Source organism: Lentzea sp. NPDC054927 (genome assembly GCF_053610285.1).
Window position 1 is genome coordinate 108,390 of sequence record NZ_JBSGXZ010000003.1, and the last position, 17,978, is coordinate 126,367.

Annotated in this window: 16 protein-coding genes; 2 read left to right on the forward strand and 14 right to left on the reverse strand. The window is 69.0% G+C overall.

Features of this window, described 5'->3' with window-relative positions:
- Window positions 1–13: 13 nt before the first annotated feature.
- A complete protein-coding gene (locus tag ACWGE0_RS06850) occupies window positions 14–1,594 on the reverse strand; it encodes a GTP-binding protein (protein ID WP_452259963.1) in 1,581 nt (526 codons plus the stop codon).
- 205 nt (window positions 1,595–1,799) lie between these two features.
- Between ACWGE0_RS06850 and ACWGE0_RS06855 the strand changes: the two genes are divergently transcribed.
- Window positions 1,800–2,807, forward strand: a complete 1,008-nt coding sequence (locus ACWGE0_RS06855; protein ID WP_452259964.1) for an RNA polymerase subunit sigma-70 — start codon at window positions 1,800–1,802, stop codon at window positions 2,805–2,807.
- Between the two features lie 39 nt (window positions 2,808–2,846).
- Here the strand turns inward: ACWGE0_RS06855 and ACWGE0_RS06860 are convergent, their stop codons facing one another.
- Window positions 2,847–3,413 carry a dihydrofolate reductase family protein gene (locus ACWGE0_RS06860; protein ID WP_452259965.1) on the reverse strand — a complete coding sequence of 189 codons (567 nt, stop codon included), beginning with the start codon at window positions 3,411–3,413 and terminating at the stop codon, window positions 2,847–2,849.
- A 14-nt stretch (window positions 3,414–3,427) separates the two neighbouring features.
- Here ACWGE0_RS06860 and ACWGE0_RS06865 point away from each other — a divergent pair, with 14 nt between their 5' ends.
- Window positions 3,428–3,757 (forward strand): HIT family protein, encoded by a 330-nt coding sequence (locus tag ACWGE0_RS06865; protein ID WP_452259966.1) that lies wholly within the window; start codon window positions 3,428–3,430, stop codon window positions 3,755–3,757.
- A 4-nt stretch (window positions 3,758–3,761) separates the two neighbouring features.
- On the opposite strand, the gene ACWGE0_RS06870 is transcribed toward ACWGE0_RS06865, so the two are convergent.
- From ACWGE0_RS06870 to ACWGE0_RS06925, 12 genes are all read right to left on the reverse strand, one after another.
- On the reverse strand, window positions 3,762–4,658 hold the full coding sequence (locus ACWGE0_RS06870; RefSeq protein ID WP_452259967.1) for an oxidoreductase: 897 nt from the start codon (window positions 4,656–4,658) through the stop codon (window positions 3,762–3,764).
- Window positions 4,659–4,681: 23 nt separating this feature from the next.
- Entirely contained in the window at window positions 4,682–6,481 is a 1,800-nt protein-coding gene (locus ACWGE0_RS06875; protein ID WP_452259968.1) for an ABC transporter ATP-binding protein, read from the reverse strand.
- Entirely contained in the window at window positions 6,478–8,367 is a 1,890-nt protein-coding gene (locus ACWGE0_RS06880) for an ABC transporter ATP-binding protein (protein WP_452259969.1), read from the reverse strand. The genes ACWGE0_RS06875 and ACWGE0_RS06880 overlap by 4 nt, the downstream gene beginning before the upstream one ends.
- A gap of 2 nt (window positions 8,368–8,369) precedes the next feature.
- Window positions 8,370–9,263, reverse strand: a complete 894-nt coding sequence (locus ACWGE0_RS06885) for a Gfo/Idh/MocA family protein (protein WP_452259970.1) — start codon at window positions 9,261–9,263, stop codon at window positions 8,370–8,372.
- Between the two features lie 19 nt (window positions 9,264–9,282).
- A complete protein-coding gene (locus ACWGE0_RS06890; RefSeq protein ID WP_452259971.1) occupies window positions 9,283–10,833 on the reverse strand; it encodes a GMC oxidoreductase in 1,551 nt (516 codons plus the stop codon).
- Window positions 10,830–11,699 carry a glycosyltransferase family 8 protein gene (locus ACWGE0_RS06895; protein ID WP_452259972.1) on the reverse strand — a complete coding sequence of 290 codons (870 nt, stop codon included), beginning with the start codon at window positions 11,697–11,699 and terminating at the stop codon, window positions 10,830–10,832. The genes ACWGE0_RS06890 and ACWGE0_RS06895 overlap by 4 nt, the downstream gene beginning before the upstream one ends.
- Window positions 11,696–12,445: a hypothetical protein gene (locus ACWGE0_RS06900; protein ID WP_452259973.1), complete on the reverse strand. Its 750-nt coding sequence runs from the start codon at window positions 12,443–12,445 to the stop codon at window positions 11,696–11,698. The genes ACWGE0_RS06895 and ACWGE0_RS06900 overlap by 4 nt, the downstream gene beginning before the upstream one ends.
- 149 nt (window positions 12,446–12,594) lie before the next feature.
- Window positions 12,595–14,037: a 4-hydroxyphenylacetate 3-hydroxylase family protein gene (locus tag ACWGE0_RS06905; RefSeq protein WP_452259974.1), complete on the reverse strand. Its 1,443-nt coding sequence runs from the start codon at window positions 14,035–14,037 to the stop codon at window positions 12,595–12,597.
- Window positions 14,034–14,426: a cupin domain-containing protein gene (locus tag ACWGE0_RS06910; protein WP_452259975.1), complete on the reverse strand. Its 393-nt coding sequence runs from the start codon at window positions 14,424–14,426 to the stop codon at window positions 14,034–14,036. The genes ACWGE0_RS06905 and ACWGE0_RS06910 overlap by 4 nt, the downstream gene beginning before the upstream one ends.
- A gap of 16 nt (window positions 14,427–14,442) precedes the next feature.
- Entirely contained in the window at window positions 14,443–15,183 is a 741-nt protein-coding gene (locus ACWGE0_RS06915; protein WP_452259976.1) for an SDR family NAD(P)-dependent oxidoreductase, read from the reverse strand.
- 27 nt (window positions 15,184–15,210) lie between these two features.
- Complete coding sequence (locus tag ACWGE0_RS06920) at window positions 15,211–16,881, reverse strand: thiamine pyrophosphate-binding protein (RefSeq protein WP_452259977.1); 1,671 nt, start codon at window positions 16,879–16,881, stop codon at window positions 15,211–15,213.
- A 58-nt stretch (window positions 16,882–16,939) separates the two neighbouring features.
- Window positions 16,940–17,851, reverse strand: a complete 912-nt coding sequence (locus ACWGE0_RS06925; protein WP_452259978.1) for a glycosyltransferase family 8 protein — start codon at window positions 17,849–17,851, stop codon at window positions 16,940–16,942.
- Between the last annotated feature and the right edge of the window lie 127 nt (window positions 17,852–17,978).

Here is a 17,978-nt window from a genome sequence, read left to right on the forward strand (position 1 = left end):
GGGGTGACGTGCGCTAGGCGTAGTGATCGAACTCGCTTTCCAGCACGCCCTCGCCACGGGTCAGCGAGGGCAGTCGCCGTTGCAGCTCATGCACCCGCGCCGCGGGGATCTGTCCTTTCAGGACGGTCGCGGTGGTCGTCAGCGGAACGGCGCCCACCTTGCCCAGTGCGACGAGCACCGCGTTGAGCGCGTCCTCCGGAATCTCCAGCCGGAAACGGTGCACCGGCTCACACGTCACGGTTCCCGCTCGACGCAACGCTTCTCGCAGCACGATCGGTGCCAGGCTCCGGAAGTCGCCCGCCACACTCACCGGCGACGAGTATCCGGAGTGCGTCATCACGACCGTGCAGTCGTGGATCCGGTCGGTGCGCAACGTGTCGCGCACGCTCTCCTCGACGGCCCGGAAGAAGGCGATCGGCAACGAGCCCAGCTCCACCTCCAACCGGAACTCCTCCGGCCCCGGCTCCACCCGGAGTCCGATGGTGGCCGCGTACGGGTTCTTGCCGAGGAACCGCACCGCCTCACCCGCACCCCGGAGCCGTTCCACGCGGATCGTCCTCGTCTCGCGGAACGTCACGGCCACGCCGTACTCCAGAGCGAGCGTCGCCTCGATGACCTCCCTCTGCACCTCGCCGTACAACGAGACCACGATGTCGTCGCCGTCGAGCCGCAGGTTGATCAACGGATCCTGCTCGGCGAGCTGCTTCAGCGCGGCGTGCAGAGCCACCCGGTCACGTGATTCCACCACGGTTTCCAGCGTCGGCGGCGCGAAGTGGTGCACGCGGTCGTTGCGTGCGGCACCGATCGTGTCGCCGATGCGGACGTCGAGGCCGCGGAGCTTCGCGATCTGCCCCGCCCTGGCGACGTCACGACGCGCCGCCGAGCCGCCTTCGAACACCGCGATCGCGGTGACTTTGCCTTCGCTGTCACCGATTCTCACCCGGTCACGCGTACGCACGGTCCCGGAGAACAGCCGTACGAGCGCGACCTTCTCCCCCGCCGTGCCGCGTTCGACCTTGAACACCGTGCCGGACAGCGGACCATCGGCCGTGACGGTCACCGGCAACAACGTCGTGACGGCGTCGACCAGCTCATCCACTCCGTCACCGGTGATCGCGGACCCGAAGTAGATCGGCGCGTCGGTCTCCAGCTTCTCGGCGACTTCGCGCGCCACACGTTCTCCGTCAGCGCCACGCCGATCCATCTTGTTCACGAACACGACCATCGGGATCCCCAAGCGCCGCAACGTGCGCATGAGCACGCGGGTCTGCGCCTGCACACCCTCCACAGCGGACACCACGAGCACGGCGCCGTCGAGCACGTCCAGCACCCGCTCCACCTCGGCGATGAAGTCCGGGTGGCCCGGCGTGTCGATCAGGTTGACCGCGACGCCGCCGGCCACGAACGACGCGACGGCGGACTTGATCGTGATACCGCGCTGCTTCTCGAGCGCGAGCGAGTCGGTCTGCGTGTTCCCGGCGTCCACGCTGCCGAGCGCGTCGATGACACCCGCGGTGTGCAGCAGCCGCTCGGTGAGACTGGTCTTACCAGCGTCGACGTGGGCGAGAATGCCCAAGTTCAGGGTGCGAGACAAGCGTCATGTCCTCTAGATAGGCGACGAATACCTTCTGGGTGAACATGAACGCTCCGCGCATGTGCCTCTCCTCGTCCTGACGACTGGTCCCGCGCAGTGGAGCAGGCCCGCAACCGGCAGCGCAACCGAAATTGACCGATCAGAAATCCTCCGCCGCGTCGTCAGTTCTGGCAGCCCCCTAGCACCGGTGGAAGGATCGACGACCATGACCGACGCCAGACCGCTGGATGCCGACGACGCCACGTTCATCGCGGCCGCCCGCTCCGGCGATGCGGCGCGGTTCGCGCTCATCACGGAGCGCCACCGGCGTGAGCTGCAGGTGCACTGCTACCGGATGCTCGCGAACTACGAGGACGCCCAGGACATGACGCAGGAGACGTTCCTGCGAGCGTGGAACAAGCGGGAGTCGTTCCAGGGCAACGCCGCGCTGCGCACCTGGCTGTACCGGATCGCGACGAACGCCTGCCTCGACTTCCTGGAGAAGCGCAACGACCGCACACCCGTGCCGGCCGAGCTGCCGGACTCCGATTCCGAGGTGCTGTACCTGCAGCCGTACCCCGACCGGATGCTGCCCGAGGACCCGCAGGAATCGGTGGTGGCGCGGGAGACGATCGAGCTGGCGTTCATCGTCGCCGTCCAGCACCTGCCGCCGCGGCAGCGGGCGGTGTTCATCCTGCGCGACGTCCTCGGCTGGCCCGCGTCGAAGGCCGCCGACGCCCTCGAGCTGACCGTCGCATCGGTGACCAGCGCACTGCAGCGGGCGCGCGTGACGATGCGCGGGCAGCTGCGCGGCCGCCGCCTCGACTGGCGGAGCCCCGCCACCCACGAGCTGTCGAACGACGAGCGCGGCGTGGTGAAGTCGTACATCGACGCCCATGAGCGCAACGACCTCGACGGGCTGACGTCCCTGCTGCGCGACGACCTGCGCTTCGCCATGCTGCCCGAGGCGGGCACCTCGACCACGACGGCTGCGGACGCGGTGAACGGCTGGGTCTCCGGTGGGCTCTTCCAGCGCGGCCACGACGACTGGCGCGGTGTCACCACCACGGTCAACCGCATGCCCGCCGCCGTGCTGTACCTGCGCACCCCCGACGACCCGGAGTACCGGCTGTTCGCCATCGCGGTCCTGCACGTCGTCGACGGGAAGATCGCCGAGCTCACCGGATTCGACACCGCCGGCACACCGTGGCTGGACCTGCCCCCGACACTGTGATCACCACCGCCCCGCCGGCGTTGCCGGCGGGGCCTGTGCTCATCGCCTCGTCTCGTACCGGGCCAGCACCACGCCGCCGGGAAACGTCCGCGTCTCCACGAGGTTCAGGTCGACCCAGCTGTCCAGCGCCGTGAAGAACGGCGTGCCGCCGCCCACCAGGACCGGGTAGGTGACAACGGCGTACTCGTCGATCAGCCCGGCCCGCATGGCAGCCCCGGCGAGCGTGGCTCCGGCGATGCCCATCGGGCCGCCGTCCCCGGCCTTGAGCCGGGTGATCTCGGCGACCGCGTCCCCGGTGACCAGGCGGGTGTTCCAGTCGACCTCGTCGATCGTCGAGGAGAACACCACTTTCGGCGTGTCCCGCCAGTTCCGCGCGAACTCGGCCCGCGCCGGCGTCACGTCGGGCTGCTGGTCGCCGGTCGGCCAGTAGGAGCTCATCATCGCCCACAGCTTGCGTCCGTACAGCAACAGATCGTTCGCCCGCTCGTGGTCGAGCCACCACTGGAACAGCTCGTCGCTCGGCGGCCCGCTCCAGCCGATGTCGGCGCCGGTCGCGGCGATGTAGCCGTCCAGGGTCGCGTTCATGCCGAAGATCAGTTTTCGCATGGTGCCAGCCTCCTGTGAGTCGATCTCACACGTACAGACGGGCGCGGCAGGAAAACCTGATCGGTGCGCGATCGCCCTGGGACCACGAGACCGTTGTAGTCTTCATGGACCTGAACCCCGTCACGCCCGGCCATCTCCTCGTCGTGCCACGCGAGCACGTGGTCGGCCTCGAAGACCTCGATGCAGCCACGAGCGCTCACGTCTGGTCAGCAGGTCATGACATGGCACGAGCCCTGCGACGTTCAAACATGGGCTGCGAGGGGATCAACGCGCCGCAACGCGAGAGGTCGCTTCTCGACCGCGACGCGCAAGCCGTCAAGGACGCCATCGCGTCGACGGACTGATCGCTCAGGGCTTCGCGGTCAGCGGGAAGGTCACGCCGGTGAGCCGCTCCGACGCCTCCCACAGCCGCCGTGCCAGCGCCGGGTCGCTGGCCGCCGCCGACCGGCCGACCAGCGCGGGGTGGCCGTGCAGCTCGAACCGTCCGTCCGGGCCGACGTAGCTGGCGCCCGGCAGGTCCTGGGTCGCCGCGTACAACGACGGCAGCGCGCCCTGCGCCTCGGTCTGCGCGAGGTACCGCCCGGCCAGGTGCACGATCTTGACCAGGTGCCGGTTGCGGCCCTTGGTACCCAGGTTCGACGCCGTGTAGCCGGGGTGCGCGGACAGCGCGCGCACGGACGACCCTGCCTCGCGGCAGCGCCGGTCCAGTTCCAGGGTGAACAGCAGGTTTGCCAGCTTCGACCGGCCGTAGCCCTTCACCGGGGTGTAGCCGGAGCGGGCGAAGTCGAGGTCGTCGAGATCGAGCACGCCCGACTTGTGCGCGCCGGAGGCCACCGTCACCACGCGGCCGGTGATCGAGGGCAGCAGCAGGTTGGTCAGCGCGAAGTGGCCGAGGTGGTTGGTGCCGAACTGCAGCTCGAATCCGTCCGCCGTGCGACCGAACGGGGTCATCGCCACCCCGGCGTTGTTGACCAGGACGTCGAGTTCACCCTGCCAGCCCTCGGCGAACGCGCGCACCGACGCCAGGTTCGCCAGGTCCAGTTCACGGACCTCGGTGTGGCCGGACATGGCGGCCGCGGTGCGTTCACCGGCGGCGACGTCGCGCACCGCGAGCACCGTGCGCGCCCCTGCCGCGGCGAAGGCGGTCGCCGTGCCGCGGCCCACCCCGCTGGCCGCACCGGTGACCACGACAGTGCGACCGGTCAGGTCGGGAAGGTCCTCGGCGGCCCACCGGTGCTTCGTCATGATCGCAAGTCTAGGCCCGTTCCTCAGTGGACTCTCCAGGACTGATAGGCCTCCGCCTGCAAGCCGTACAGGCTCGCGTACGTACCGCCGAGTTCGAGAAGTTCGGCATGGTTTCCGACTTCTGCGATGTGCCCGTTGGCCACGACGATGATCAGGTCGGCCATTTTGACGGTGGAGAAGCGGTGCGACACCAGAACGGTGATGGTGCCGTTGGCCTCGCCGATGCGGCGGCCGTGCTCTGCGTAGCGTTCGAACAGCTGGTGCTCCGCCTCCGCGTCGAGTGCGGAAGTGGGCTCGTCGAGGATCAGCAGCAGCGGGGCCTCGCGCATCATGGCGCGGCTCAGCGCGAGTTTCTGCCACTGGCCGCCGGACAGTTCCCTGCCGTCGGCGTAGGTCTTGCCCAGCTGGGTCGCCAGTCCTCGGTCGAGCTGGTCGATCACGCCGGCGGCGCTGGCGCGGTCCACCGCGGCGAGCACGGCGTTGTCGTCGTTCAGGAAGGGGAGGTCGCCCACCCCCACGGTGTGCCGCGCGGCGACTTCGAACCGGACGAAGTCCTGGAATCCGGTCGCGATCCGGGCCCGCCACGCGTCGAGCGGGAACCGGCGGATGTCGGTTCCGTCGAGGTCGATGGCGCCCGCGGTGGCGTCGTAGAACCGGCACAGCAGCTTGACCAGCGTGGTCTTCCCGGCGCCGTTCTCGCCGACGATCGCCACGGTCGACCCGGCGGGCAGCGTGAGGCCGACCTCCTGAAGTGAGGCCCGTCCCGTGCCCGGGTAGGCGAATGCCACGTCGGTGAACCGGATGCCGGTGAGGATGGAGCCGGGTACCGCGGCGTCGGCGGGTGGCGGCTGCTGGGCGGCGATCAGGGCGCGCAGCCAGCGCAGCCGGGTCATGCCGCGCGTCATGCGCTGCAGCCGCCGGAACATCTCCAGGGCGGAGTTGACCTGCCGGTTCACCTGGGTGGCGAGAATGATGACGAGGACTACGGAGCCGACGCTGCCATGCCCGGAAATGGCCTGGCGCAACGAAAGCAGGACCGCCGCGATGTACGCGGCGGAGAACGCCAGTTGCCCGGCCGCCTCGATGAGTGCCGACCGCAGTTCGGCGCGGGCCAGCACCCGGCCCTCGTCCGCCCACAGCGCGCGGTGGCGGCGCCGGAACTCGTCCTGCAGCCGGAACACGCGGATCTCCTTGGCAGGCGCAGTGCCGGTCCCGAGCTCGAAGAGGTTGCGGGCCTGCCGGGAGACGGTGGCGGAGCGTTCCCTGGCTCCGTTCTGGACGTTCTGGGCACGGTGAGTCGCGTACACCGGCAGCAGCGCGGCGACCGGCAGCAGCATCAGCCACGGGCTGACCGAGGCGAGCAGCCAGGCCGTGAACGCCATGGACACCCCCAGCGACAGCAGCGCCATCAGCCCGACCAGGGCGTCCGGATACTGCCCGATCTCCTTGCGCAGCAGGGCGATCTCGTCCGCGTAGTCGGGTCGCTCGTGGTGCTCCAGGCCCGCGGAGCCGTTGGCGAGCTCGATCAGCTCGCTGTCCATCGTGACGGTGACGAGGTCGGCGGCCTCCCCGTAGGGGATGAAAGCGAAGTGCTGCACCATGAGTGAGCAGACAGCCAGTGCCCCGACCACCCCGCCGGTCAGGGCCGCGCCCGTCACATCACCGGCCACCGCCTGGTTGATCCCGTCCCTGAGCGCGAGCGCGAGGAGCGGCGCCGCGGCACCGCCGAGGATCATCAGCACCACCGACAACGCCATCCGGCCAGGGCTGTCCCGCCAGGCGGCTGCCATGATCTCGCCGGTGGCGCGCAGTGCGGCGATCACCGTTGCGCCCCTTCGGTGGCCTGGTCGTCGATGTCTTCTCCGGCCTGGAACCGCCGCGCCTGGAGGTGGTACAGCCCGGCGTACCGTCCGCCTTCGTCCAGCAGGCTCTGGTGGGTGCCGTCCTCGATCACCCGGCCGTGCTCGAGGACCACGATGCGGTCCGCGTGCCGGATGCTCGAGAACCTGTGCGAGATCAGCAGTGTCGTCCGTCCTCTGGCGTTGGCGATGAACTCCTCGTAGAAGGCCGCCTCGGCCCGTACGTCCAGCGCCGAGGTCGGTTCGTCCAGGACGAGCAGCTGCGCTCCGTGGTCCATCGCGTACAGGGCACGGGCGATCGCGATCCGCTGCCACTGACCGCCGGACAGCTCGGCCCCTTCCGCGTACTGGCGCGACAGCAGCGTCCCGATGCCGTGCGGCAGCTTCGCGATCGCCTCGCCGATGCCGGCCCTGTGAGCGGCCGCGGCCACCCGTCCGGGATCGGCCGGCTGCTCGACGGCACCGAACGCGATGTTGTCCACAGCGGACAGTTCGTAGCGGTTGAAGTCCTGGAAGATGACCGCGATCTGGCGCCGCCACGCGTCGACGTCCAGCGACGCGATGGCCCGGCCGTCGGCCAGGATCGCGCCGCTCGTCGGCTCGTACAGCCGGGACAGCAGCTTGACCAGGGTCGTCTTCCCCGAGCCGTTCAGACCGACGAGAGCCGTGCACTGGCGGGCGTGGATGGTCAGATCGAGTCCGTCGAGCACCAGACGCTCGCTGCCGGGGTAAGCGAACGACACGTTCTCGAACCGAATGCCGCCACAGAGCGGCCCGACTGGCTCGGCTGTCTCAACGGCTGGTGGGGCCTCGAACGCAGCGGTCGCCTCCTGGAACCGGCGCAGCGCGCTCACCGACTGCATGCCGAACTGCGTGCCGTTGTCCGACTCGTGGTAGAACTCGCCCAGCGAGATCGCCCCGAGCGTTGCCTGGACCGCCAGGACCAGGTGGGTCAGGGAGAACTGACCGGCGGCGGCCGACCGCAGCATCCAGGTGAGCACCAGTGCGGCCATGATCACGCCGAACACCGTCCGCCACGCGAACGCGACGCCGTTCGCCGTCCTGCGCTCGCGCCACACCGGTCGCAGCGCGGCCATGGCGCTGGCGCGGTATCGCTCCGTGAGCCAGCCGGTCAACCCGAACACCCGCGTCTCCTTGGCCGCGCCAGGTCCCGTGCCCAGCTCGCGGAAGTACATCGCCTCACGGCGCAGCGGGCCCAGCACCGGGCGCAGCCGGGTGTAGACCCGGACCACCGCCCGGTGCCCGACCCGGAAAGTCATCGTGACCAGGCAGACCACGGCCGCGGCCCACCACGAAGCCGCGATCCCCAGCAGGACCGTGTACGTGGCCAGCTGCACGTACTTGACCACCAACGCCACCGTGCCCGCTGCCGCGTCACCCGGCGTGCGGCCGCGTTCCAACTGCTCCGCAGCCAGCCACAGGTCGCCTGCGGCCTTGTGGTCCTCGAGCCCGGCGATCCCAGTGCTCCGCAGTGACGCCGCCAGGATCTGGTCGTGGAACTCGCCGTCGACCCGGTGCTTCAGCACCCGCCCGAGCGACACCGACAGCGGAGCCAGCAGCTGCTGAACGAACAGCAGACCAGCGGACACCGCGAACGCCACCACCAGCGAACCCCACGCCGGCGACCCGAGCCCGCCCACGACCGCGGCCGGCGCGCGGCCGACCACGATGCTCGACGCGATCATGAAACCGCCGGGGAGCACACCGACCAGCACGTTCAGCAGCGCGAGCCAGATGGCCAGCGGACCGGCCACACCGCGCAACTCCCGCAGCAGTTGTAGCCGCGGCTCAATTCGTTCGTCTTTGTAGATGTGCCACCAGCTCTGCACGCTCAGATCCCCGCCATCGAGCCGCGAAGCTGTTTCTCAGCCTCGGCCAGAACCTGGACGGTGTCCCTGGCGGAGCGCGCATCGCACGAGTGGGAGCGCTGACCGGAAGCCGCCACGGCGGCGAGTTCCGCGGCCGCGACCCGCATTGACTGCTGGGGATCGACCGAGCCGACCGGCATGGCCGAACGGCCGGACGGGCCCCAGAGGAAGAGATCAGGTCCGGATGCCGCCCTGGGCGCGCTCAGCGTCATCGTGGCTGTCGACGACGCGCCCGTCACGTGCTGGAGCACCAGGTGACTCACCTCGCCGCCGCCCGGCACCGCGGTCACCGAGGTCACCGGGCCGAGGCACGCTCCCAGCACGTCGACCAGGTGCGGGCCGACGTCCCACAGCGCGCCCGTCTCCTGTCGCCACGCGGTGTTGAACCGCGAGCCGGGCAGCAGCGACGTGGCCAGCCAGAGCGCGGCACCGCCGGCCCAGCCCCCTTCCGACTCCCGCACCTCGGCGAGCCACGCGCGGATGTCGGGGTTGAAGCGCCAGGTGAAGAAGACCACCGAGGCGACACCCGCGTCATCGATGGCCGAGACGAGCGCATCCGCGTCCTGCGGGGTCAGCGCGATCGGCTTCTCCAGCAGCACGTGCTTGCCCGCCCGCGCGGCGCGGATCGCCAAGGACGGCTGAGCGCGCGGCGAGACCGCGAACGCGACGGCGTCGACCGCGTCCAGGAACGCGTCGAAGTCGGTGAACGCAACAGCACCGTGCTGCGCCGCGAGTTCGGCGGTGGCGCCGGGATTGCGCCCCCAGACGGCGTCCAAGGTCGAGCCGGGAGTGGAAGCGAGAGCGGGCGCGTGCGTGAAGTTCGCCCAGGAACCGGTACCGATCAGGCCGAAGCGCAATGCAGGTCCTTTCCAGTCACTAGCTCAGCCGCTCGAGCAGGTGCTCGCCGACCCTGATCGCGTTGGCCATGACGGTCAGCGCCGGATTCGTCGCGCCCATGCTCGGCAGGAAGCTCGCGTCGGCGACGTACAGGTTGTCCAGTTCGTGCGCCTTGCAGTTGAGGTCGAGCACCGAGGTCGCGGGGTCGGCACCGAACCGGCAGGTGCCCGCCTGGTGGGCGACGCCGGCGAGCGGGTTGGCCTTGTGCTGGAAGAAGTTCTTGCCGAGCACGCGGTCGGCGGCGATGCCGATGCGGCTCATGGCCGTCTTCAGCTCACGGCCGAGCCCGTCCGCCTCTGGCTGGTTGGTCACCTGGTAGGTCAGGTGGATGTTCCCGTCCCGGTCGACGGTGACCCGGTTGTCAGGTTTCGGCAGGTCCTCGGTGGTCAGCCAGAAGTCGACGGCGTGGCCGGCGATCTCCGCCGGGGTGAGCGGCAAGCCGAGCGTCGACAGCCTCGGATCCGCGTGCCTGGCCGCCATGCTGGACTTGCCGACCATCTGGATGTTTCCCAGCGGCCAGGGCCTGTCGTCGCCGGCGAAGTAGAAGTCGTTGAGCCCCAAGGTCTTCTGGAACGCCGTGTTGTTGGGCTCGTTGGCGATCACCAGCACGGGGTTGCTGTTGTGGAACATGTAGTTGCGGCCGACCTGGCCGGAGCCGTTGGCCAGGCCGCCGGGGTGGGCTTCGGACGCTGAGCGCAGCAGGATGCGGGCGGTGTTGGCCGCGCCTGCCGCGAGCACCACGACGTCCCCGCTGTAGGTCTCGGTCTCCCCCGCGCGCGAGACGACGACTCCGGTGACAGCCCTGCCCGAAGGGCCGGTGGTCAGTCGCTGCACCTCGGCGTCGACCACGAGGGTGACGTTGTCCAGGTCGAGAACGGGCCGGACGCCGATGACCTCCGCGTCCGATTTCGCGTGCAGCAGGCAGGGAAAACCGTCACAGGTGCCGCACCGGATGCACGCGCTCTTCGATCGGTTGACCTCGTCGAGCAGGATGCCGCACGGGGCGGAGAACGGGTGGTATCCCGCTTTCTCCAGATCGTCGCTGAGCCGCTGGATGCTGTGCTCGTGGGAGACGGCGGGCCAGGGGTAGTCCTTCGACCAGTGCCCACCGGTGGGATCCGCGCCGTGCGTGCCGTGCACCTGGTAAAGCCATTCCGCCTTGGTGTACCACGGTTCGAAGTCGTCGTAGCCGAGTGGCCACGCCGGCGACAGCCCGTCGATGTGCCGGACCTCGCCGAAGTCACCAGGACGCAGCCGGTACAGCGCCGCACCGTACATTTTGGTGGCGCCACCGACGAAGTAGTAGACCTTGGGCTGGAACGGGCGTCCCTCGTCGTCGTACCACGTGTCCCGCGAGACGTACCGGCCGTTGGCGCGAACCTGGTCCGGGTCCCAGTTCTCCTTCTCGCGCGGCAGGAACTCACCGCGCTCCAGCAGCAGAATGCGCTTTCCGGCGTGCCCGAGGACATTGGCGAGAGTCCCACCGCCGGCGCCGGTACCGACGATGATCACGTCGTAGTGTTCGCTCACGTGCGGATCGCATCCTCGGCGGCGGGCTGGAAACGGCGGTACAGATCCCGCAGCTCGGAAGCCGGGTAGGTGTCGTGCCAGGGTTTCCTGCGGCCGGCGAAGTGGATGACGGCGGCGCTCTTCTCGTCCTCGACGAGTCCGGCGAGGGGGTTGACGTCCTCGCACGGGTGGACGTACTCGGGTCCGCGAGGGGACATCGCGAAGGTGTTCCAGCGGGACTCGATCCGGTGCCAGTCGCCGTCGGCGGCGTAGTTGAGCGCGTCCTGGTCGAAGAAGTGCACCTTGTCGGGGTGTTCGGCGAGGAACTCGCGCGCCCGCTCGAACAGGCGGGAGCTACGGATCCGGGCGAGGTCCAGGAGCATGACACCGCTGTTGAAGTAGGCGCGGCCCTGCGGGAGGCCGAGTGCCTTCCACCCCGGGATACCGGGACCGTGCCCGATCAGCGGGCTGATCGGGTCGCGGGCCGCTCCGATCGGGTGGCCGCCCAGGTCGCGGGTGAGCAGCGGGCGCAGGTCGGCGAGCACCAGCGTGTCGACGTCCATGTAGAGGGCGCGTGACTCGTCCTCGAGCACGTTTGGAATGGTCATGCGCGCGTAGATGGCCCTGCTGTACCAGGCGCCGATGGGCAGGCCGGGATCGGAGTCGGGGATGGGCCGGATCTCGACCGGCAGGCCCAGACTTCCGGCGTCGCGCAGAATCGATGACGCGGTCTCCGGCCCGAGTCCCTGGCTCAGGACGACAAGCCTCAGTTCGCCGACAGCCGGACCGTGGGCAACCGCGATGGACCGCATCAGAGTGCGCAACGGCTCCACGTAGCCGTCGTCGATCGCGCAGAGGATCGGGGCCACACCTGTTCTTGCGTTCATACCGCCTCACCCACGCTTTTCCGGGCTGCCCGTCGGTCGCGCGCTCCGGCATCCCGGCTGCGGTAGACCGACCAGATGCGCTCGGCCACGTCGGGCCAGTCGGGGTATTTCGAATAGTCCGCGTCGCAGGAGTGGAAGGCGAAGCGACTGTCACCGACGTCGATTCGTCCGTCGTGATCCCTGAGGTACCGCAGGAATGCCTCGGACTCGCCGACGATGGAATCGTGGAGCAGCTTCCACTTCCCCGAGGAGTACGCCTCCGCCCGTTCCTCCAGGCGGTCCCGCACCGATGCCGTCCACTTGAAGTGGTGCACCTGGGCGCAAAGATCTCCGACCGGCGCGGCTTTCCCGGTCCACGCCCGGTGCTGGCCGTGGTCCAGTTCCACCGAGCCGCGCGCGAGCGTCACCTTGGTCGGCCGTCCGTTCAGCAACCGGAGGGTGAGCAGCCCCGCCATGGGGTACTGAGCCCACAGCGAGCGGCGTTCGACCGGTTCCACCGCCGTGAGCCGGCCGTCTTCGCTGACCCGGTCGAGGAAAGCGCCGGTTGCGTAGTCGTGGCCGTTCTCCTCACACAGCGCGATGACCTCGGTCAAGGTGCGGTCGTAGACGTGCAACTCGTCAAGATCCGCGACGACCCACCAGTCATCGGGATGTCGCCGCATCAGCCCCCGGATGAGCTGCGCGTTCAGATCTTCGTGCCAGGGACCGACTTCGACGCTGTCGAACTCGAGCCCGAAGTCCGCCATGGTCGACACGGACGGACGGAGAGCAGGGTCCTGCCCGTCCGCCACGTGGCGGACGACGTGGAAGGATTCGACCCCCAGGGCGGTGTAGTGCGCCAACGAGTGCGGCAGCAGGGAAACGTCTCCTCCTACAACGGAGGCAAGCCGAATGGTCACGGTGCTGTCCTCAAAGCGTCTTCCAGCAAGCTGCTGAGCTGTTTCTTGTCGCACTGATCCCAAGCCGCCGAATACGAGCGCGACGGATCGCCCAGGAAGTACTTCTCGAAGAGGACCTGACGGGAACCGAAAGCCTCACCGACGAGGTCCCACGCCAGCCGGTAGACGCGTGTCCGTTCATGGCCGTCCATCGTCGCGCCGCGGTAGTACTGACTGATCGCGGCCGCGAGCGGGCCCTCCAGATCCGCCGACGTGGGGGTCATGAACAACCCTGAGGCCGACAGGTCGCGCAGCGTGTCGACGGCGGACGCGTACACGTCCTTGCTGACGCGAAGTCCTGCCAGAATCGGCTGGGTGGCGGGCACGCACATTCCCCAGTCCGTGGTGAAAGCGTCGGCCTCGGCCGCCCTCAGGCAGGCTTTGGTCAGGTCCAGGCCGGTGACGATCTCGCCGAGCCTGCGGCGCGGCTCGTCGGCCTTCGCCAGTCCCGTGCTTTCGACCACGGCGGACGCGGTCGCCAGGACGAGCTGGATCTTCACCGCACGCCGGGCAAGCACCTGCTGTCCCACGTGCTCGTTGAAATGGGTGGCCACCTTGAAGTTCCGGTCCAGTTCGACGTCGCGATAGACGAAGACCCGCTCCCACGGGACGACCAGGTCCTCGAAGATCGCCACGCAGTCCATCTCGTCGAAGCGCGAGGCCAGCGGGTGGTCGACACTTCCCTTGCGGGTGAACGGTTCCCGGCAGACCAGCTGCAAACCCGGGGTGTCCATCGGAATCGCGAAGGAGATGGAGTAGTCCTCCTCCCCCGCTTCCAGAGGACGGCCAGCGCCGAAGACGAGAAGTTCGTCGGCGAGCGGCGCAAGCGTTGCCAGGCTCCGCATGCCCCGGACGATCGGACCTGAGTCCGTCTCGCCGACGACCCGCAGGGCGGCTGCTGTGCGGCCGCCCTGCCCGGAGACCGTCTTGCTCTTGTCGATGCGCGGGCCCGCGAACGTGTGGGACAGGCACAGGTCCCGTCGCCGCGCGTCCTCGTGGTACCGGGCCAGGTTCTCCGCGAATCCCTTGTTGCCCCTGGCCGAGAAGAACGTCTGGTTCGCCGCGAAGGCGGTCAGGCAGGTCGCCATGTAGTCGGGACTGCGGCCCAGCATCCCCAACGACGCACGGGCCCAGACCTCGAAACCTTCGCGCCGGGCCACCAACTCCTCGGCCGAGGACGGAGGCAGGTACGCACGACCGCAGTGCTCTCCCTGATGCTCCGCGGTGAGCAGCTCCCGGCTCGGCGACTCGTGCTGCAGGTCGTAGAGCCCTGCGATCTCCCGAGCGGCCGGCGTCAGGCCCTCGTGTGAGGTCACATCGGTGACCGTCGCACCGCCCAGCCAGACTTTCCGTCCGTCCTTCAGGCGTTGCAGGTATTCCGCGCCCGTTGTGAGGCTCACGCGTCGAAATCCGGGAGAACGGCCTCGTGGTCCTCCGCCGGACGGACGGACGGGACGTGGACGACGAGGAGAACGGCGGACTCTCCGGATGCCTTGAAACCGTGGGCCGTACCCGGTGGGAGGTAGAGGGTCGTCCCCGTCTCGACCGCCTTGACCTCGCCGTCGACGTAGGCCGACGCCGACCCGGACACGACGTAGACCAACTCACCCGACAGCGCGTGGCGCGTCACCGGCGCGGGATTGCCCGGCTGTACCTCCACATAGGACGCTCGCAGCCGCGCCTGGCTGGCCGGAAAGTGGCCGATGGTGCCGAACGGTCGTTCCTGGACGGGCAGTTGCCCCGCTTCGGTGGTCCAGATCTTCTCGGTGACCGTGTCTTCGATCGTCATTCGGCTTCTCCCTTGGTCAGCGCATTACATGGGTGCCCGCGACGACCAGGTCCTGGCCTGCGAGCACTTCGTTTTCCGGGTCGAGGAGGAACGCGATGGCACGCGCGACATCCGCGGCTTCGACCGCACGGCCACGGGGCAGGTCTCCCTGCCTCGACGGTGGTGCGGGCCGGCCCTGCCGCTCGAACAGCCCTGCCAGGTGCTCCCGGCCGGCACGGCCCAGGTCGGTGTCCACGCCGCCGGGGCTGACGCAGTTGACCAGGACCGAGTCGCCGACGACCTCGGCTGCCAGGCACTGGACCGCGGTGCGCAGGGCCGCCTTGGTGGCCGCGTAGGGAACCATGAACGACCGGGGCCGCAGCGGTGCCAGCGATCCGACCGCCACGATCCGGCCGAACTCGCTCTTCCGCATCGCCGGCAGGAGGTCCTGGGCGAGTTCGACGAACGCCATGACGTGCAGTTCGAAGAGATCGCGCAGCACCTGTGCGTCAACGTCCTCCACGGCGGCCGGCATACCGCCGCCGGCGCAGTGGACGAATCCGGTGATGGGAAGGCCGTCGCGGGCGGCCAGCTGCTCGCGGAACCGCAGCCGTGCGCCGGGGTCCCGCAGATCCACCTGATAGGTCTCCGCACCGAATCCCGTCCAGGTGACCGGCGCCGTCGGAGCCTTCGTGTGCCCCACGAGGATCAGCTGTTCGCAGGAATTCCGGATCTGGCGGACGGTGGCCAGGCCGATGCCGCGGCTGGCGCCGGTCACCAGAACTGCTCCATGAGTGCCCACGCGTCATCCGCCCAGGGGAGGATCGGCCCGGCGGACGCGCAGGTCCAGCAGAGCGGGCCGGCCGGAGGCCAGCGCGTCACCGACCGCTGCCGGGACCTCGTCCAGCTTCTCGACCCGCCGGGACCACAGTCCCAGCCCCGCGGCCACCGCCGCGAAGTCCATGTCGTGGAACTCGGTCGAGATGACCCGCCCGTCGAAGTCCTGCATCTGGGCCGTGCGGATGCGGCCGAGGGCAGCGTCGTTCACGACCACCCAGAGCACGGGGATGCCGTGGTTCACCGCGGTGGCCACCTCGCCGGCGTGCATCAGGAAGCTGCCGTCACCGGTCACCGAGACCACGGGCCGATCCGGGTCGGCGAGCTTCGCGCCGATCGCCGCGGCGATGCCCTGTCCCATCCCTCCGAGAGACCGGCCGGGAAGGATCGCGTTGCTGTACGTGGCGCGGAAGATCTGCATCGCCCAGATCCAGTGGCTGCCGCTGTCCGGGAGCACGCGTGCGTCGGCCGGAAGCGCATCTCGCACCGCGGTGAGGGCCTCCCCGGGATGCATGTGCTCGTCGTACGAGCCGTCGGAAGAGACCTCATCCGGCTCCGGTGCGGACGTCGTCGTCAACAGCTCCGTGCGAAGCAGCGGGGCGGCCGTCTCCGCGGCGGAGCTCGTCAGTGAGCTGAACACGGCTCCGGCATCGCCCACCAGGAGCTTGTCGGCAGGCCACAGAATGCCGGTTTCCTCGGCATCGACGTTGACCGAGACGACCCGGCCAGGTGCCGGGAACCCCGCCAGGCCGCCGAGCGACATGCCGCTCAGGGACGTCCCCACCGCGAGGACGAGGTCGGGCTGCGTCCGTGTCCACCACGCTGGCAACGCCGGATCCCCGCCCGCGCCAACGTGACCCAGCACCAGCGGCGTGCCGGCGGGCACGGCGCCCTTGCCTCGCACAGTGGTGACGATCGGGATGTTCCGCGCACGGGCGAACCGCACGAGGTCGTCCCCTGCCCGTGAGCTGGCCACACCACGACCGGCCAGGATGACCGGCGCGGTCGCGTCGGCGAGTTCCTTCTCCAACGCGTGCAGTTCGTCGGCGGACGGGCACGGCCGGTGCTGGTCTTCGACGATGCGCGCGCGCAGACGGTCCAGATGCGGCAACGTCACCGGCTGGTCCCACAGCTCCATCGGCACGCTGATGTGCACGGGACCGGCGCGTCCGTCCCGAGCTGCGGACAGGCCGCTCGCCAACAGTCGCACCAGTTGGTTCGGGTTCACCGCAAGGCTGCTGCTCTTGGTGATCGGGGCGAAGGCCGCGACGGTGTCCACTCCGCGCGCGAAGCTCGTGGACTCCTGGTAGGCCCTCGTCCCGAAAGCGGCCAGCCGCGACTGGCCGGTCAGGACCAGCAGCGGAATGCCCTCCGAGTACGCGGTCGCGACTCCGGTCATCAGGTTCAGCGCGCCGGGACCGGTCGTCGCGCAGCACACGCCGACGGTGCCCCGGACCTGCGCCCATCCGGTGGCGGCGAAAGCCGCGCCCGTCTCGTGCGCACAGAGCACCGACTCCGGGTGGCCTCGGTCGTGCAGCTCGTTGTAGATCGACATGATCGCCTGGCCGGGCACCCCGAAAACGTGGCCGACACCGAGATCTTCCAGAACGTCAAAAAGAAAACTGACTGCGCTGGTCACTTTTTGACCGCCTCCGATAACGTCATGACAATTCGTGGTCGTTCATCGGTCCAGGAGCTCATGCCGGTGCCGACCCCTCGCTCGGTTCTTGTCCTGCCCGGCTCCCGGCCCACTGGGTCCGGTCGGCGTAGGAGAAGAAGAGATCCGCGGAATCGGGGATGAGGTAGCCGGCTTTCCAGGGTTTGCGCCTGCCCGTGAAGTGACGGACGCGGGGATGGCGCAGTGCGGCTTCGCTGACCGCCGGAGCAGCGGTCACGCCCGCCGCGGGATGCGGAGCCCCGTACCGGACGTCCATCATGTTCCAGGACTCGTCGACCGCGAGGAAATTGCCGTTGATGACGGCGTTCAGACCTTCCTGATCGAGCAGTCCTATGCATTCGGCGTGCTTTTCCACATAATCGATCACCCTGGCCGCGACCTCATCTCGTCGCCACCCGGCCAGGTTGATGAGCAGCATTCCGGCGTTGAAGTACGGGGCGCCGGGATCGAGACCGGCTTCCTCCCAGCACTGCACGCCTCTGGGGCTCCCGATCAACGGGTTGAACGGATCGATGACCGCGCCGAGCGGCAGCCCGTGGAGGTCCAGTTCCCACAGATCGTCGAACGGCGACAGGGTGATCGTGTCCACGTCCAGGTAGATGACCTTGTCCCAGTCGCTGGGAAGCAACTGCGGCAACAGGAGGCGGGCGTAGGTCGCCGAAGTCGGGTGGTTCAGGAACGACGACGAGGTCGGCCACGCCGACAGGCTGCTCTCGTCGACGTCCAGGAAACGGACGAGGCCGTTCGCCCCGGTGTCCCAGGACGCCGACAGCCTGCGCTTGGACTCCGCAGAGATCCCGCACGACAGGACGACGACCTCGAGTGGCCTTTCCCGGTGCGAGTTGTCCAGGATCGACCTGACCGATGCCGCCAATGGGAATGCGTAATCGTCGTCGGCAGCCAGGACGATCCGGATTGGTTCTCCGGGCACGAAACCACCCTTCAGTCTGAAAGTCGGATTAATCGACCAGGCCGGGGAGGCGTCGTTGCACAGCCGGGCACCACTCATAGTTCGGACACAAACATTGTCCGGCACCCGCGCACAGTGCCGGACAAAC

Bases quoted from the DNA above. Each gene is read 5' to 3' on its own strand.
- ACWGE0_RS06870 (WP_452259967.1), bottom strand. From the start codon at position 4,658: ATGACGAAGCACCGGTGGGCCGCCGAGGACCTTCCCGACCTGACCGGT.
- ACWGE0_RS06895 (WP_452259972.1), bottom strand. From the start codon at position 11,699: ATGAACGCAAGAACAGGTGTGGCCCCGATCCTCTGCGCGATCGACGAC.
- ACWGE0_RS06900 (WP_452259973.1), bottom strand. From the start codon at position 12,445: ATGGCGGACTTCGGGCTCGAGTTCGACAGCGTCGAAGTCGGTCCCTGG.
- ACWGE0_RS06910 (WP_452259975.1), bottom strand. From the start codon at position 14,426: ATGACGATCGAAGACACGGTCACCGAGAAGATCTGGACCACCGAAGCG.
- ACWGE0_RS06855 (WP_452259964.1), top strand. From the start codon at position 1,800: ATGACCGACGCCAGACCGCTGGATGCCGACGACGCCACGTTCATCGCG.
- ACWGE0_RS06860 (WP_452259965.1), bottom strand. From the start codon at position 3,413: ATGCGAAAACTGATCTTCGGCATGAACGCGACCCTGGACGGCTACATC.